This window comes from Streptomyces sp. NPDC008079 (assembly GCF_042957385.1).
Lineage (GTDB): Bacteria > Actinomycetota > Actinomycetes > Streptomycetales > Streptomycetaceae > Actinacidiphila.
In genome coordinates this window covers 186,418-201,913 of sequence record NZ_JBIBIC010000008.1, presented here as the reverse complement: position 1 = coordinate 201,913, position 15,496 = coordinate 186,418, and the positions used below count along the sequence as shown (strand labels likewise).

The window sequence follows — 15,496 nt, the reverse complement described above, 5'->3', positions numbered from 1 at the left end:
ATCATGGTTTGAGTGGACAGAACCGTGCATCTTGCATGCTGAGAGGATCTTCGTACCGGCTACGTGATTCCGGCCGCCTCGGTTATGGTCGTCCCATCATGCGTTTCGGGCTGCTTCTCCTTAGCTGCCGCGGCGAGGGCCTGTAGTCGTAGGCCGACCCCCTCCCCGCGGAGTTCAGGCGTGCCATCGCCGTCGGCCGACACTCAGCCGGACCCCCGAGGAGCCAGAGCCCCATGACAACCCCCAATCGCGTCGGCCGTCCCACGCCCATCACCACGGCCACCGCGCGCCAGCGCCCCAGTGTGATGCCGGTCCACAAGTACGGCCACTACGAGGCCGTGGACATCGCCGACCGCACCTGGCCGAACGCCCGCATCACCCAGGCGCCCCGCTGGCTCTCCACGGACCTGCGCGACGGCAACCAGGCGCTGATCGACCCCATGTCGCCCACCCGCAAGCGCGAGATGTTCGACCTGCTGGTCCGCATGGGCTACAAGGAGATCGAGATCGGCTTCCCGTCCTCGGGCCAGACCGACTTCGACTTCGTACGCTCCCTGATCGAGGGCGACGCGATCCCCGAGGACGTGACGGTCTCCGTCCTGACCCAGGCGCGCGAAGAACTGATCGAGCGCACCGTCGAGGCCCTGCGCGGCGTACCCCGCGCCACCGTCCACCTGTACAACGCGACCGCGCCGGTCTTCCGCCGCGTCGTCTTCCGCGGCAGCCGTGACCAGGTCAAGGCGATCGCGGTGGACGGCACCCGGCTGGTGATGGAGTACGCCGAGAAGATCCTGGGCGACGACACCGTCTTCGGCTACCAGTACAGCCCGGAGATCTTCACCGACACCGAGCTGGACTTCGCCCTGGAGGTCTGCGAGGGCGTGATGGACGTCTGGCAGCCCGAGCCGGGCCGCGAGATCATCCTCAACCTGCCCGCCACCGTGGAGCGTTCCACCCCCTCCACGCACGCCGACCGCTTCGAGTGGATGTCGCGGAACCTGTCCCGCCGCGAGTACGTGTGCCTGTCCGTGCACCCGCACAACGACCGCGGTACGGCCGTGGCCGCCGCCGAACTGGCGCTCATGGCCGGCGCGGACCGGGTCGAGGGCTGCCTGTTCGGGCAGGGCGAGCGCACCGGCAACGTCGACCTGGTGACGCTGGGCATGAACCTGTTCAGCCAGGGCGTCGACCCGCAGATCGACTTCTCGCAGATCGACGAGATCCGTCGCACCGCCGAGTACTGCAACCAGATGGAGGTCCACCCGCGCCACCCCTACGCGGGCGACCTGGTCTACACCTCCTTCTCCGGCTCCCACCAGGACGCCATCAAGAAGGGCTTCGAGGCGATGGAGGCCACCGCCGCCGCCGAGGGCAAGACCGTCGACGACATCGAGTGGGCGGTGCCGTACCTGCCGATCGACCCCAAGGACGTCGGCCGCTCGTACGAGGCCGTCATCCGCGTCAACTCGCAGTCCGGCAAGGGCGGCGTCGCGTACGTGCTGAAGAACGGCCACAAGCTGGACCTGCCGCGGCGCATGCAGATCGAGTTCTCCCGGATCATCCAGGCCAAGACCGACAGCGAGGGCGGCGAGGTCACCCCCGCGCAGATCTGGTCGGTCTTCCAGGACGAGTACCTGCCCACCAGTGACAACCCGTGGGGCCGGGTCGCCCTGCGCTCCGCCCAGACGTCCACCTCCAGCGACGGCACCGACGCCCTCACCGTCGAGGCCGTGGTCGACGGCGTCGAGACCACCCTGAGCGGTACGGGCAACGGCCCGATCTCGGCCTTCGTCGACGCGCTGGCCGGGGTGGGCATCGACGCCCGCGTCCTGGACTACTCCGAGCACACCATGAGCGAGGGCGCCTCCGCGCGGGCCGCCTCGTACATCGAGTGCGCGATCGACGGAAAGGTGCTGTGGGGGATCGGCATCGACCCCAACACCACCCGCGCGTCGTTGCAGGCGCTGGTCTCGGCCGTCAACCGGGCCGCGCGCTGACGGGATTGACCCGGTTCACCCGGTCCGTCCGAGGGGCGAAAACCCCCGGGCGGACCGGTTCGAGCACCCTCGCAAGGCAATTGCCCCTTACGCGGTACTGACTGCGACCGCCGACTGTGGCTAACATCACGGCAGTGCGGCAGCGTTGCCGAACGGCCGGAGGGTGCAGCGTGATGAAGCTGAGGCTGTGTATCTGGGGTGTGCGAACGGCGTGGCACACCGAGGACGACGGTGAGTTCTTCTGCCCTGATTGCGGCGGCGACCGTGCCTACCACCGCAGAACCGGCACCCGCAGACTGACCGTGCTCAATGTGCCGGTCCTGCGCCGGGGCCCCGCGGGCACCGTCATCGAGTGCACCGCCTGCCACCGGCAGTACGCCTCCGACGTCCTGCTGCGGCCCACCACCACCCGCTTCTCCGCGATGCTGCGGGACGCCGTGCACACCATCGCGCTCGCCGTCCTCACCGCGGGCGGCGCCACCGGCCGCCCGGCCCGCGAGGCCGCCGTCGGCGCCGTGCGCTCCGCCGGGTTCTCCGACTGCACCGAGGACCAGTTGCTCGGGCTGCTCGCCGCCATCGTCGCCGACGAGGGCCGGTACGGCGCCTCCGGCTCGGGGGGTGCCCCCCTCGGGCCCGACTCCTTCGCCGACGAGGTCGACGGGTGCGGGAGCTGGCTGTCCATCGAGCTCCACGAGGCGCTCGAGCCGCTGGCCGACCACCTCGAGCCGCTCGGGCGCGAGCGGGTTCTCCTCCAGGGCGCGCACATCGCCCTCGCCGACGGGCCCTACCTTCCTGCGGAACGCGAAGTCCTCGAAGCCGTCGGCCGCTGTCTCTCCCTGCCCCTCACCGACATCGACCGCCTCCTCGCCGGAGCCGCCGCGGCCCTCTGACCTGCGGTCCGCCCGCGCGTGGGCGCCCTGGCGCGCAGGGCCTGTTCTCAAGGTGCCCCCCAGCGCCCCTGACGGGGCACAGGCCCTGCGCGAAGAAGGGCGTACTCCTGGGGGAGTAGCCCCCGGATCGGTCCTGGGCGGGACGAGGAAGGCGAGCCCGGCGGAGGAAGCTGACGGTAGGAGAAGACCTCGGCTTTCGGAGGAGCCCATGAACGTCACCACACGTCCGTGGGCGGTACCGCGGCTCAGGGCCGTACCGCTGGCGCGTCTGCGCCCCGCCGCGACCCCGTGACCTGGCTCGGCGCACCCCGCGTCCGGGAGGATGGGTCCGTGGCGCTCACCATGGACCTTCTGCGCGCCCCGCGCATCCCGGCGGCGCCGGGACCGCGGGTCGCCCCCGCCGACGTGGCGTTCGCCGCGCTCGTGTTCGCCGTGGAGGCGTTCCTGGCGTGCTGTCTGCCGGAGGAGCCGGCCAGCGGGCGGCCGGACCTGGCGGGCTGGGCGCTGCTGGTGGGCAGCGCGCTGGTGCTGGTGTGGCGGCGGCGTTCGCCGCTGGTGTGCATGCTCGGGATGCTGGCGTTCGTGGCGCCGTACCACTACCTGGAGAACATCCAGGTGGCGCCGATCCCGTCGAGCATGGTGGCGCTGTACGCGCTGGCGGTCGCGGGGCCGCCCCTGCGTACGTTCCTGCTGCTGCCGACGGTGATCGCGCTGATGGCGGCCATCATGTCGACGATCAGCGCGCCGCACGCGGGCACCGACATGCTCAAGAGCGCCGGCTGGATCGTCGCGGTCGCGGTGGCGGGCGAGGTGGTGCGGATGCACCGCAACTACGTGGCCGCGATCGTCGGGCGGGCCGAGCGCGCCGAGCGCACCCGCGAGGAGGAGGCGGCCCGCCGGGTCGCGGAGGAGCGGCTGCGGATCGCCCGCGACCTGCACGACCTGCTCGCGCACAGCATCACCCTGATCGGCGTGCAGACGTCGGTGGCCGCTCACATCCTGGTCGCCGACCCCGACCGGCTCGACCGTACGGCGGTGGCCGCCGCGCTCGACACGATCGCCGACACCTGCCGGGAGGCCCGCGCCGAGCTGCGGACCACGCTGCGGGTGCTGCGCGCGGACGGCGACGGCCCGCTGCCCGACCTCGCGGGGATACCGGCCCTCGCCAAGGCCGCCGAGGCGGCGGGGGCCAGGGTGGACCTGGGCGACGCCGTGGGCGTCGCGCCGGTGCCGCCCGCGGTGGGCGCCGCGGCCTTCCGGATCGTCCAGGAGTCGCTCACCAACGCGGTACGGCACGCGGGGGTCCCGAGCCCGCTGATCACCGTACGGGTGGACCGCCGGGAGACGGCCCTGCACCTGCTGATCGAGGACGACGGCTCCTGCGGCGGCCCCGCGCCCGCGAACCGCGCCGAGGGGCGCACCGAGGGCTTCGGCATCGCCGGGATGCGCGAGCGCGCCCGCAGCGTCGGCGGCACCCTCACCGCGGGGCCGCGCCAGGACCGTACGGGCTTCGCGGTCAGCGCCGTGCTGCCGCTCACCGTCGATCACCAGGGAGACCACAGATGACCTCGCCGCCGCCGATCCGCGTGCTGCTCGCCGACGACCAGACGCTGGTGCGGGCCGCGTTCGCGATGCTGGTGGAGTCCGCCCGCGACATGGAGGTGGTCGGGCAGGCGGCGAACGGCCTGGAGGCGGTCGAGCAGGCGCGCAGCGCCCGCGCCGACGTCATCGTGATGGACATCCGCATGCCGGAGCTCGACGGCATCGAGGCCACCCGGCGGATCGCCGCCGACGACGACCTGGCGGGTGTGCGCATCCTCGTACTGACCACCTACGACGACGACCAGCACGTGGTGTCGGCGCTGCGCGCGGGCGCGTCCGGCTTCCTGGTCAAGGACACCAGGCCCGCGGAGCTGCTGGACGCGATCCGTACCGTGGCGGCCGGGGACTCGCTGCTGTCACCCGGCCCCACCGCGCGGCTGATCGCCCGGGTGCTGCGGCTGCCGGACCGGCCGCTGGTCAGCGCCCCGGCCCCGGCCGGGCTCGGCGGGCTGTCCGAGCGCGAGCGCGAAGTCCTCACGCTGGTCGCGCGCGGCCTGAACAACGCGGAGACCGGTGAGGCGCTGGGCCTGAGCCCGCTCACCGCCAAGACGCACGTGAGCCGGATCATGGGCAAGCTCGGCGCCCGCGACCGCGCCCAACTCGTCATCACCGCCTACGAGTCCGGCCTGGTCGCGCCCGGCGCCGACCGCTGAGCCGGGGCCCGGCGGCAGCCGGTCGGCCGTCCGTCGCCGTACCGCTCCCGCCGTACGCGAGAATGGGCCCATGAGTCTGTTCCGCGACGACGGCATCGTGCTGCGCACCCAGAAGCTGGGTGAGGCGGACCGGATCATCACGCTGCTCACCCGGCGGCACGGACGGGTACGGGCGGTGGCCCGCGGTGTGCGCAGGACGAAGTCGAAGTTCGGCGCGCGCCTGGAGCCGTTCAGCCACGTCGACGTGCAGTTCTTCGTCCGCGGCGGGGAACTGGTCGGCCGCGGTCTGCCGCTGTGCACACAGGGCGAGACGATCGCGCCGTACGGCGGCTCGATCGTCACCGACTACGACCGCTACACCGCGGGCACCGCGATGCTGGAGACCGCGGAGCGCTTCACCGACCACGAGGGCGAGCCCGCCGTGCAGCAGTATCTGCTGCTGGTCGGCGCGCTGCGGACGCTCGCGGCGGGCGACCACGAGCCGCGGCTGGTGCTCGACGCCTTCCTGCTGCGGTCGCTGGCCGTCAACGGATACGCGCCCAGCTTCGACGACTGTGCCAAATGCGGTATGACCGGTCCCAACCGGTTCTTTTCGGTCGGGGCGGGAGGAGTCGTCTGCGGCGACTGCCGGGTGCCGGGAAGCGTCGTACCCTCACGGGAGTCACTGGAACTGCTCGGCGCGCTGCTGGGCGGCGACTGGGAGACCGCGGACGCCTGCGAGCCGCGCCACTGCCGTGAGGGCAGCGGGCTGGTGGCGGCCTACCTCCAGTGGCACCTGGAGCGCGGACTGCGCTCCCTGCGGTTCGTCGAGAAGACCTGAGCCGAGAAGGCATGAGGAGAAGTACCACCATGGCACGTCACGGGATTCTGGCCCGTTCCCGAAGCTCGTACCGGACACCCGACCCGCACCCGTCGGGGGCGCGTCCGCCGAAGCTCCAGAGCGAGCTGGTGCCCAAGCACGTGGCCGTCGTCATGGACGGCAACGGCCGCTGGGCCAAGGAGCGCGGCCTGCCGCGCACCGAGGGCCACCGGGTCGGCGAGGGCGTCGTCCTGGACGTGCTGAAGGGCTGCCTGGAGATCGGCGTCAAGAACCTCTCGCTGTACGCCTTCTCGACCGAGAACTGGAAGCGCTCGCCCGAGGAGGTGCGCTTCCTGATGAACTTCAACCGGGACGTGATCCGGCGGCGCCGCGACGAGATGGACGAACTCGGCATCCGTATCCGGTGGGTCGGGCGCATGCCCAAGATGTGGAAGTCCGTCGTGCAGGAGCTCCAGGTCGCCCAGGAGCAGACCGTCGACAATGACGCGATGACGCTGTACTTCTGCGTCAACTACGGGGGGCGCGCCGAGATCGCCGATGCGGCGCAGGCCATCGCCCGTGATGTCGCCGACGGGCGGCTCGACCCGTCCAAGGTCAACGAGAAGACCTTCGCCAAGTATCTCTACTACGCCGACATGCCCGACGTGGATCTCTTCCTGCGTCCCAGCGGTGAGCAGCGCACCTCCAACTATCTGCTCTGGCAGAGCAGTTACGCCGAGATGGTCTTCCAGGACGTGCTGTGGCCCGATTTCGACCGGCGCGATCTGTGGCGGGCCTGCGTCGAATACGCCTCGCGCGACCGTCGCTTCGGCGGGGCCATCCCCAACGAGGCCCAGCTCGCCGGCGACCAACGCGCCTAGCCCCTCCCGGGCGGGGTGGCCCGATCCTTCCCGGGGCCGCCCCCGGACGGTTCCTCCGCCCTGGACGGCGGCCCGATCTTCCCGGCCGCCGGGTGCCCTTGCGCAGGGCCTGCTTTTTTGGGGGCGCGGGGAACTGCGCGACCAGCCACAGCGGTGGCGCGCCGTTGAAAACCGGCCCCAGCGGGGCAGTTGCTGTGTGTTTTCGGGCTGAAAGCCCGGTGGGGGCTGAGCGCGCAGTTCCCCGCGCCCCTGAAAACACGTGGCCGGCGCCCCGGTGGAAGAGCCGTCCGGGGGCCGCGCCCGGGAAAGACCGGCCTACCGCCCCGGTGGAAGAGCCGTCCGGGCGGGGTCGGGGAAGGGCGGGGGAGGCCCTTGGGGGTGGGCTAGGGCTGGGGGTGCTCGACGCAGTCGGAGCAGGTGCCGAAGATCTCCATGGTGTGGGCGACATCGGCGAAGCCGTGCTCGGCGGCGACGGCGTCGGCCCACTTCTCGACGGCGGGCCCCTCGACCTCGACGGCCTTGCCGCAGACGCGGCAGACGAGGTGGTGGTGGTGGCCGCCGCCGGAGCAGCGGCGGTAGACGGACTCGCCCTCACCGGTCCGGAGGACATCGATCTCGCCCGCGTCGGCCAGCGACTGAAGGGTCCGGTAGACCGTGGTGAGCCCGACGGAGTCGCCGCGGTGCTTCAGGATGTCGTGCAGATCCTGCGCGCTGCGGAATTCGTCGACCTCCGAGAGAGCGGCCGACACGGCGGCCCGTTGCCGGGTGGAGCGGCCACGTACGGGATGGGTGGTCACCGGTGCCTCCTTCTGGGTCGCTTCGTGCACCTGTCCGGACGGCCCATTGTGCCAGGCCGTTCCGTTCAGGCGGGTACCTCGTCGGCGGCGCCGCGGGCGGCGGGCACCTCCACCTCCAGGGTGCACCGTTCCCGCTCCGCCGCGGCCCGCCTGGCGCGTTTCCTGGCCAGCGGAGTGGCGAGCGCGGTGAGCACGATGAAGAGCCCGATGGTGATCAGGACGATCGTCGCACCGGACGGCACGTCCACGTAGTACGAGGTGACGGTGCCGGACAGTGTCACGGTGACGCCGATGGCCACCGCGCTGACGAAGGTGACCAGGAAGCTGCGGGTGACCTGCTGCGCCGCCGCGACGGGGATCACCATCAGCGCGCTGACCAGCAGCAGCCCGACCACGCGCATCGCGACCGTGACGGTGAGCGCGGCCGTGACCGCGACCAGCAGATTCAGCAGCCGCACCGGCAGCCCGGTGACCCGCGCGAACTCCTCGTCCTGCGACACCGCGAAGAGCTGCCGCCGCAGACCCACGGTCACCAGCATGACGAAGCCCGCCAGCAGGCACATCGTGGTGATGTCGGACGGCGAGACGGTGGTGATCGAACCGAACAGGTACGTCTCCAGGTTGGCGTTGGAGCCGTTCGGCGCGAGGCTGGTCAGCATCACACCGCCCGCCATGCCGCCGTAGAAGAGCATGGCCAACGCGATGTCGCCGCGCGTCTTGCCGTACCAGCGGATCAGCTCCATCGCGACGGCGCCCGCCACCGAGACGGCGGTGGCCATCCAGACCGGGTTGGACTGGAGGAGGAAGCCGAGGCCGACGCCGGTCAGCGCGACATGGCCGATACCGTCGCCCATCAGGGCCTGCCGTCGCTGCACGAGGTAGATCCCGATGGCCGGCGCGGTGAGGCCGACCAGCGCGGCGGCGATCAGGGCCCGTTGCATGAAGGCGTAGTCGAGGAATTCCATCAGCTCAGCAGTCCCGTCCTGACCGGCGCGGCCGAGGTGTCCGCGTGCGGGTGTACGTGGTCGTGGCCCGGCAGGGCGTGCTGTCCCAGTGCCCGTGGCGGCGCGCCCTCGTACGTCACGCAGCCGTCGCGCAGCACGACCGCGCGGTCGATCAGCGGTTCCAGCGGCCCCAGTTCGTGCAGGACCAGCAGGACGGTGGTGCCCGCCGCGACCTGGGCGCGCAGGGTCGCCGCGAGGATGCGCTGGCTGTCGAGGTCCACGCCCGCCATCGGCTCGTCCATGATGAGCAGGTCCGGCTCCCCGGCCAGCGCGCGGGCGATCAGCACCCGCTGGTGCTGGCCGCCGGAGAGCGCGTCCACGGAGTCGCCCGCGCGGTCGGTGAGGTCGACGACGGCGATGGCCCGGTCCACGGCCGCCCGGTCGGCGCGGCGCATCGGCCGCAGCCGGGTACGGGCCAGCCGCCCGGCCGAGACCACCTCGCGTACGGTCGCGGGCACGCCGCCGGCCGCCGTGGTGCGCTGCGGCACGTACCCGATCCGCGCCCACTGCCGGAAGCGGCGCAGCGGCGTACCGAACAGCTCCAGCGAGCCGCCGGTCAGCGGCACCTGGCCGATGACCGCGCGCACCGCCGTGGACTTGCCCGAGCCGTTGGCGCCGAGGAGCGCCACGACCTCGCCGCGCCCGACGGTCAGGTCGATGCCGCGCAGTACGGGGCGAGCGCCGAGGGTGGCGGTGGCGCCGCTGAGCGCGATGACCGGGTCCGTGACCGCGCCGGTGTCCCCGGCCGCTTCGACGGCTTGCTGGTCCATGGCGGTGACCTCCGTCACTTCGCGCCGAGCGCCGCGCGCAGGGCCGTCAGATTGCTCCGCTGCACCTGGAAGTAGTCGGTGCCCTTGGACTTGTCGGTGATGCCCTCGATCGGGTCGAGGACGTCGGTGCGCAGCCTCAGGTCGCCCGCGAGGGTCTTCGCGGTGGCGTCGCTGACCAGCGTCTCGAAGAAGACGGTCGACACGTGCTTGCTCTTCACCAGGTCGTGCAGCGCCTTGGCCCGCGCCGCGCTGGGCTCGCTCTCCGGGTCGATGCCGTTGATGGCCTCCTCGACCAGCCCGTACCGCTCGGCGAGGTAGCCGAAGGCGGCGTGCGTGGTGACGAAGGTGTCGGAGGCGCGGTTCTTCAGGCCGTCGCGGAATGCGGTGTCCAGGGCGGTGAGCCGGGCGACCAGCGCGTCGGTGTTCTTGCCGTACGCCGCCGCGTTCGCCGGGTCGGCCTGCTCCAGCGCCTTGCCGACGCCCTTGGCGACCTCGGCGTACTTCACCGGGTCCAGCCAGATGTGCGGGTCGGCGCCCGCGCCTTCCTCGCTGCCGCCGCCGGTGCCGTTGTCGCCGGTCGTGTGGTGCGTGCCGTCCACCTCGGTGCCGTGGGACTCCAGTGGGGTCAGCGACGCGGCGTCGACCTTGTGCTTGACACCGGAGAGCTTCACGGCGTCGTCCACGGCGGGCTGGAGGCCCTTGAGGTAGACGATCACATCGGACTGGCCGAGCCTGCCGGTCTCCTTCGGCGTCAGCTCCAGGTCGTGCGGCTCCACGCCCGGCTTGGTGAGGTCGGTCACCGCGACATGGTCGGCGCCGATCTGCGCCGCCAGGTACTCCAGCGGGTAGAAAGCGGCCGTGACCTTGAGTTTTCCGCCGGTCTTGGAGTCACCCGAGGTGTTCTCGGAGGCGTCGGCGCCGGAGCAGGCCGACAGTGCCAGCAGGCCGAGCACGGCCGCGGCGGCGACGGAGACGGCGGATATCGGGCGGCGATGGATGTTCATGACTGTCATTTTCATCTGACGTGGAAACGATTGTCAATATCCGTAGGGCGGGGTCCGCGATCCGCTCCCGGCCGGGTTCCTGGAGCCGGGTTCCGGAACGGATTTGATAAGGGGACCGCACCCGCCGGTAATCTGAGGCAACTGACCGCTTCGTCGTACTGAAGAGAGCACCGTGGCCGCCGACAAGATCGACACCATCGTCAGCCTGAGCAAGCGCCGTGGCTTCGTTTTCCCGAGCAGTGAGATCTACGGCGGCTCCAAGGCCGCCTGGGACTACGGGCCGCTGGGCGTCGAGCTGAAGGAGAACATCAAGCGCCAGTGGTGGCGCGCCATGGTGACCTCCCGTGAGGACGTGGTGGGAATCGACTCGTCGGTGATCCTCGCCCCCGAGGTCTGGGTGGCCTCCGGCCACGTCGCCACGTTCTCCGACCCGCTCACCGAGTGCACCTCCTGTCACAAGCGCTACCGCGCGGACCACCTGGAGGAGGCGTACGAGGCCAAGCACGGCAAGCCCCCGGCCAACGGCCTCGCCGACATCAACTGCCCGCACTGCGGCACCAAGGGCGCCTTCACCGAGCCCAAGCAGTTCTCCGGCATGCTCCAGACCCACCTCGGCCCGACCCAGGACGCGGGCTCGGTGGCGTACCTGCGGCCCGAGACCGCGCAGGGCATCTTCACCAACTTCGCCCAGGTGCAGACCACTTCGCGCAAGAAGCCGCCGTTCGGCATCGCCCAGATGGGCAAGTCGTTCCGCAACGAGATCACGCCGGGCAACTTCATCTTCCGCACCCGCGAGTTCGAGCAGATGGAGATGGAGTTCTTCGTCAAGCCCGGCGAGGACGAGAAGTGGCACGAGTACTGGATGCAGGAGCGCTGGAACTGGTACACGGGCCTGGGCATCCGGGAGGAGAACATCCGGTGGTTCGACCACCCCAAGGAGAAGCTCTCCCACTACTCCAAGCGCACCGCCGACATCGAGTACCGCTTCAACTTCGGCGGCCAGGAGTTCAGTGAGCTGGAGGGCGTCGCCAACCGCACCGACTACGACCTCTCCTCGCACTCCAAGGCGTCCGGCCAGGACCTCTCCTACTTCGACCAGGAGGCGGGCGAGCGCTGGTTCCCGTACGTCATCGAGCCCGCGGCCGGTGTCAACCGCGCGATGCTGGCCTTCATGCTCGACGCGTACAACGAGGACGAGGCGCCCAACGCCAAGGGCGTCATGGAGAAGCGCACCGTGATGCGGCTCGACCCGCGCCTCGCGCCGGTCAAGGTCGCCGTCCTGCCGCTCTCCCGCAACCCCGAGCTGTCCCCGAAGGCCAAGGGCCTGGCCACCGCCCTGCGCGCCAACTGGAACATCGAGTTCGACGACGCGGGCGCCATCGGCCGCCGCTACCGCCGCCAGGACGAGATCGGCACGCCGTTCTGCGTGACCGTCGACTTCGACACGCTCGAGGACAACGCGGTGACGGTCCGCGAGCGCGACACGATGAAGCAGGAGCGCGTGTCGCTCGACCAGGTGGAGACCTACCTGGGCAGCCGACTGCTGGGCTGCTGACGCCGGTTGCACACGGGCGGGGCCGCGCGAGCCGGACGGACCGGATCGCGCGGCCCCGCCCTCGTCGTCCCGTGCGTCAGTCCGCGCGCAGGCCGCGCAGCACCAGCTCGCACACCGCCGTGAACTCGGCGTCGACACCCGGCAGGGTCCACTCGGCCGCGTGCGCCGGGTCGTGGAAGCGGCAGGTGGCGTCCCAGACGGCGCGGGCGGTGGCCGCCCGGTCGCAGGGGGCGAACTCACCGCGCCTGACGCCGTCCGCGACGATCCCGGCGAGCTGGCCGATCGTCTCCTGCACGTGGCGGCTGACGGCGCCGCTGTTGTCGCGCGCCAACGCCTGGAAGGTCGCGAAGAGTTCCGGGTCGAGCCCGGCCTTGCGCCGCTTGGCCGCGAAGAGTTCGGCGAGCCAGCGCGGCAGCCGCTCGGGCGCCGGCCCGTCCTCCGCGGCGATGTCCGCGAGCGCCGCGTGCGCCTCGGCCAGCCACTTCTGGGTGACCGCCTCGCGCAGCTCCGCCTTGCTGCGGAAGTGCCGGTAGACGCTGCCGTGGCTGACCCCGAGCGCCCGCGCCACATCGACCACCGTGGCCTTCGCGGGGCCGTAGCGGCGCAGCACGTCCTCGGTGGCTTCGAGGACGCGGTCACGGGTCAGGGGCTCCGGCGGCATGGGAGAGGCGGCCTTTCGGCGGGTCGGGACACGGCTTCTGCGACGGCGACGGCCGCCGAGATCGCCGGGGCCGTCGCCGTCCAGTGTGCGGCAGGGCGCCGCCGGCTCAGCGCTCGCTGTCCAGATGGGTCATCTGCCGGGGGTCGTAGCGGGTGCCCGCGACCTCCGCGGCCGGGACGGCCCGCTCGATGTCGGCGATGTCCGCGGCGTCCAGCGTCAGGTCGAGCGCGGAGAGCGCCTCGGTGAGCCGGTCCCTGCGGCGGGCGCCGATCAGCGGCACGATGTCGTCGCCGCGGGACAGCACCCAGGCGATGGCGGCCTGCGCGACCGTGACGCCCTTGCCGTCCGCGACCTCGCGCAGCGCCTCGACCAGGCCGAGGTTGCGCTCCAGATTCTCCCCGGAAAAGCGCGGGTTGTAGCTGCGGAAGTCGCCCGCCTCCGTGCCGCTGCCCCGGGTCCAGTGCCCGCTGAGCAGCCCGCGCGAGAGCACGCCGTACGCCGTCACGCCGATGCCGAGATCGCGGGCGGTGGGCAGGATCCGGTCCTCGATGCCGCGCGAGAAGAGGCTGTACTCGATCTGGAGGTCGGCGATCGGGGCGACGGAGGCGGCCCTGCGCAGCGTCTCCGCGCCGACCTCGGACAGCCCGATGTGCCGGACGTGCCCGGCCTGGACCAGCTCGGCGATCGCGCCGACGGTCTCCTCGATCGGCACGTCCGGGTCGACGCGGGCGATCCGGTAGATGTCGATGTGGTCGGTGCCGAGCCGGTTCAGGGAGTACGCGAGGAAGTTGCGGATCGCGACAGGGCGGCCGTCGTAGCCGCCGAAGCCGCCCTCGACATCGCGCAGCGCGCCGAATTTGACGCTGATGACGGCCTGGTCGCGGCTGCCGGGGCGGGCCCGCAGGGCGTCGCGGATCAGCAGTTCGTTCAGGCCCATGCCGTAGAAGTCGCCGGTGTCGAGCAGGGTCACGCCCGCGTCCAGCGCGGCGTGGATGGTGGCGACGGACTCGGCGTCGTCGGAGGCGCCGTACGCGCCGGACATGCCCATGCAGCCGAGGCCGAGGGCGGAGACGACGGGTCCTGTGGTGCCGAGGGTGCGGGTGCGCATCGGTGGGGGTCCCCTTCGGGGTCGTCGGCGGGACGGGTGTGCGCCTCCACCGTCACATGTGGACTGACAGATATCAACATCTGTCAGTCCACATTTCGTGCGACCGTGCCCCTGGGGGCCGTCCTCGGCCCGGGGCGGTGGGCCGGTCCTCTCGGGGGCGCGGACCGGGGCCGGTTCGGGGCGGGGACTTCGGGCCGAGGTGCCCGTCGCTAGACGATTCTGCGCGGCAGCCGGGTGCTCAGCGCGACCGTCGCGACCACCGCCGCGAGCTGCGCGACCAGCGCCCAGACCAGGGCGTCCCGTACGCCGATCGAACCGGACAGGGTCAGGAACAGCGTGCCGAGAGTGGCCACGCCCAGCGCGAGGCTGGACTGCTGGGTGGTCGCCATTGCGCCGCTGCCGACCCCGGCCTGCGCGGCCGGCACCTCACTGAGCACGATCCGGAGCACCACCGGCAGGACGAAGCCCTGGCCGAAGCCGATCACGGCCATGCTCGGCGCCAGCTCCGCGATGCTCAGACCCGTGCCGCCGTAGTGGAAGGTCGCGGCCAGCGCCACCAGGCCGACGCCCTGGACCAGCGAGCCCGCGGTCACCACACGGCGGCCGAAGCGGGCCACCATCCGCGGACCGAGCAGCGAGGCGGCGAAGAAGGCGGCGCACAGCGGGGCCAGCGCGGCCCCCGCCTCCAGCGCCCCGAAGCGCAGCCCGTCCTGCATGGCCACCGCCACGACGAACATGAAGCCGCCGAAGCCGAGGCAGAAGGGCACGATGAGCAGCAGACCGCTGCGCACGCTGTGGACGCGCAGCAGCGACGGCGGGATCAGCGGATTGCCGCCGTCGCGCTCACCGCGCCGCTCGACCGCCACGAAGGCCGCCGCGGCGAGCGGGAAGACCGCGAGCAGCACCCACGACCACAGCGGCCAGCCGGCCGCCCGGCCCTCGGTGAGCGGCAGCAGCAGGGTGATCAGCGTGACCGCGAGCAGTGCGGTGCCGGGCTTGTCGATACGGGCCGGGTGCGCGGACCGCGTCTCCGGCACCGACTTCAGCGCCAGCGCCAGCGCCAGCGCGACGGCCGCCACCGGCACGTTGACCAGGAAGATCGCCCGCCAGCCGCTGCCCGCGATGTCCGCGGAGACCAGCACGCCGCCGAGCACCTGGCCGACGACGCTGGCGATGCCCGCGGTCGCGCCGTAGTAGCTCAGCGCCTTGCCGCGGGCGCCGCCCGAGGTCGCGGACTGGATGGTGGCCAGCGCCTGCGGGAGCAGCAGCGCGGAGGCGGCGCCCTGGGCGACGCGGGCCGCCACCAGGGTCCAGGCGGAGGGGGCGACGCCGCAGGCCAGCGAGGTCACGGCGAACAGGCCGAGGCCCCACAGGAAGAGATTGCGGCGGCCGAACATGTCGCCGAGCCGCCCGCCGAGCACGAGCAGCACCGCGTAGGCGACGCCGTAGCCCGCGACGACCATCTCCAGGACCGCGGGTCCGGCGTGCAGGTCGCGGTCGATGGTGGGCAGGGCCACGTTGACGATGAAGAAGTCCACCATCGGCAGCGCCGCGCCGAGCAGCACGGTCAGCAGGCCGAGGGAGCTCAGGCCGGGGGCCGGGGCGGGGGAGTGCGAGCGGGTGGGGACGGAAGAGTTCCGGGCGGGCGCCCCGATGCGGGTCACGCGGGGGAGCACCTGAGCCCGGGAGGTCATGGTGGGTTCCATTCGGTCGGTCACATGGTCCACACTGGACCCGTTCTCAGGGTGGTACCAGAGAGCGTTTATCCAGGTATA

General features: G+C 71.8%; 14 protein-coding genes. 7 read left to right on the top strand and 7 right to left on the bottom strand.

Annotated elements, in window-relative coordinates:
- Positions 1-233: 233 nt before the first annotated feature.
- The 6 genes from leuA to ACFZAM_RS19220 all read left to right on the top strand — a co-directional run bounded on the left by leuA (position 234) and on the right by ACFZAM_RS19220 (position 6,822).
- Positions 234-1,997: a 2-isopropylmalate synthase gene (leuA, locus tag ACFZAM_RS19245; RefSeq protein ID WP_391047471.1), complete on the top strand. Its 1,764-nt coding sequence runs from the start codon at positions 234-236 to the stop codon at positions 1,995-1,997.
- Between the two features lie 173 nt (positions 1,998-2,170).
- Positions 2,171-2,887, top strand: a complete 717-nt coding sequence (locus ACFZAM_RS19240; RefSeq protein ID WP_391047470.1) for a TerB family tellurite resistance protein — start codon at positions 2,171-2,173, stop codon at positions 2,885-2,887.
- A 342-nt stretch (positions 2,888-3,229) separates the two neighbouring features.
- A complete protein-coding gene (locus ACFZAM_RS19235; protein ID WP_391047656.1) occupies positions 3,230-4,453 on the top strand; it encodes a histidine kinase in 1,224 nt (407 codons plus the stop codon).
- Entirely contained in the window at positions 4,450-5,142 is a 693-nt protein-coding gene (locus ACFZAM_RS19230; RefSeq protein WP_355344548.1) for a response regulator transcription factor, read from the top strand. The genes ACFZAM_RS19235 and ACFZAM_RS19230 overlap by 4 nt, the downstream gene beginning before the upstream one ends.
- Positions 5,143-5,212: 70 nt before the next feature.
- Positions 5,213-5,962, top strand: a complete 750-nt coding sequence (gene recO, locus ACFZAM_RS19225) for a DNA repair protein RecO (RefSeq protein WP_355344550.1) — start codon at positions 5,213-5,215, stop codon at positions 5,960-5,962.
- Between the two features lie 29 nt (positions 5,963-5,991).
- Positions 5,992-6,822, top strand: coding sequence for an isoprenyl transferase (locus ACFZAM_RS19220; RefSeq protein WP_188280782.1), 831 nt, complete (start codon positions 5,992-5,994; stop codon positions 6,820-6,822).
- Positions 6,823-7,205: 383 nt separating this feature from the next.
- Here the strand turns inward: ACFZAM_RS19220 and ACFZAM_RS19215 are convergent, their stop codons facing one another.
- The 4 genes from ACFZAM_RS19215 to ACFZAM_RS19200 all read right to left on the bottom strand — a co-directional run bounded on the left by ACFZAM_RS19215 (position 7,206) and on the right by ACFZAM_RS19200 (position 10,397).
- Positions 7,206-7,619 (bottom strand): Fur family transcriptional regulator, encoded by a 414-nt coding sequence (locus ACFZAM_RS19215; RefSeq protein WP_355344554.1) that lies wholly within the window; start codon positions 7,617-7,619, stop codon positions 7,206-7,208.
- A gap of 65 nt (positions 7,620-7,684) precedes the next feature.
- A complete protein-coding gene (locus ACFZAM_RS19210) occupies positions 7,685-8,584 on the bottom strand; it encodes a metal ABC transporter permease (RefSeq protein ID WP_355344557.1) in 900 nt (299 codons plus the stop codon).
- Positions 8,584-9,393 carry an ATP-binding cassette domain-containing protein gene (locus ACFZAM_RS19205; RefSeq protein ID WP_391047465.1) on the bottom strand — a complete coding sequence of 270 codons (810 nt, stop codon included), beginning with the start codon at positions 9,391-9,393 and terminating at the stop codon, positions 8,584-8,586. Before ACFZAM_RS19205 ends, ACFZAM_RS19210 begins: the two co-directional genes overlap by 1 nt.
- Positions 9,394-9,407: 14 nt before the next feature.
- Positions 9,408-10,397, bottom strand: coding sequence for a metal ABC transporter solute-binding protein, Zn/Mn family (locus ACFZAM_RS19200; protein ID WP_391047462.1), 990 nt, complete (start codon positions 10,395-10,397; stop codon positions 9,408-9,410).
- 172 nt (positions 10,398-10,569) lie between these two features.
- Here ACFZAM_RS19200 and ACFZAM_RS19195 point away from each other — a divergent pair, with 172 nt between their 5' ends.
- Positions 10,570-11,952, top strand: coding sequence for a glycine--tRNA ligase (locus ACFZAM_RS19195; protein ID WP_355344566.1), 1,383 nt, complete (start codon positions 10,570-10,572; stop codon positions 11,950-11,952).
- Positions 11,953-12,028: 76 nt separating this feature from the next.
- Here the strand turns inward: ACFZAM_RS19195 and ACFZAM_RS19190 are convergent, their stop codons facing one another.
- From ACFZAM_RS19190 to ACFZAM_RS19180, 3 genes are all read right to left on the bottom strand, one after another.
- On the bottom strand, positions 12,029-12,613 hold the full coding sequence (locus ACFZAM_RS19190) for a TetR family transcriptional regulator (RefSeq protein ID WP_391047459.1): 585 nt from the start codon (positions 12,611-12,613) through the stop codon (positions 12,029-12,031).
- 106 nt (positions 12,614-12,719) lie between these two features.
- Positions 12,720-13,721 carry an aldo/keto reductase gene (locus ACFZAM_RS19185; protein ID WP_391047457.1) on the bottom strand — a complete coding sequence of 334 codons (1,002 nt, stop codon included), beginning with the start codon at positions 13,719-13,721 and terminating at the stop codon, positions 12,720-12,722.
- A 209-nt stretch (positions 13,722-13,930) separates the two neighbouring features.
- Positions 13,931-15,415, bottom strand: a complete 1,485-nt coding sequence (locus ACFZAM_RS19180; protein ID WP_391047454.1) for an MFS transporter — start codon at positions 15,413-15,415, stop codon at positions 13,931-13,933.
- Positions 15,416-15,496 lie beyond the last annotated feature (81 nt).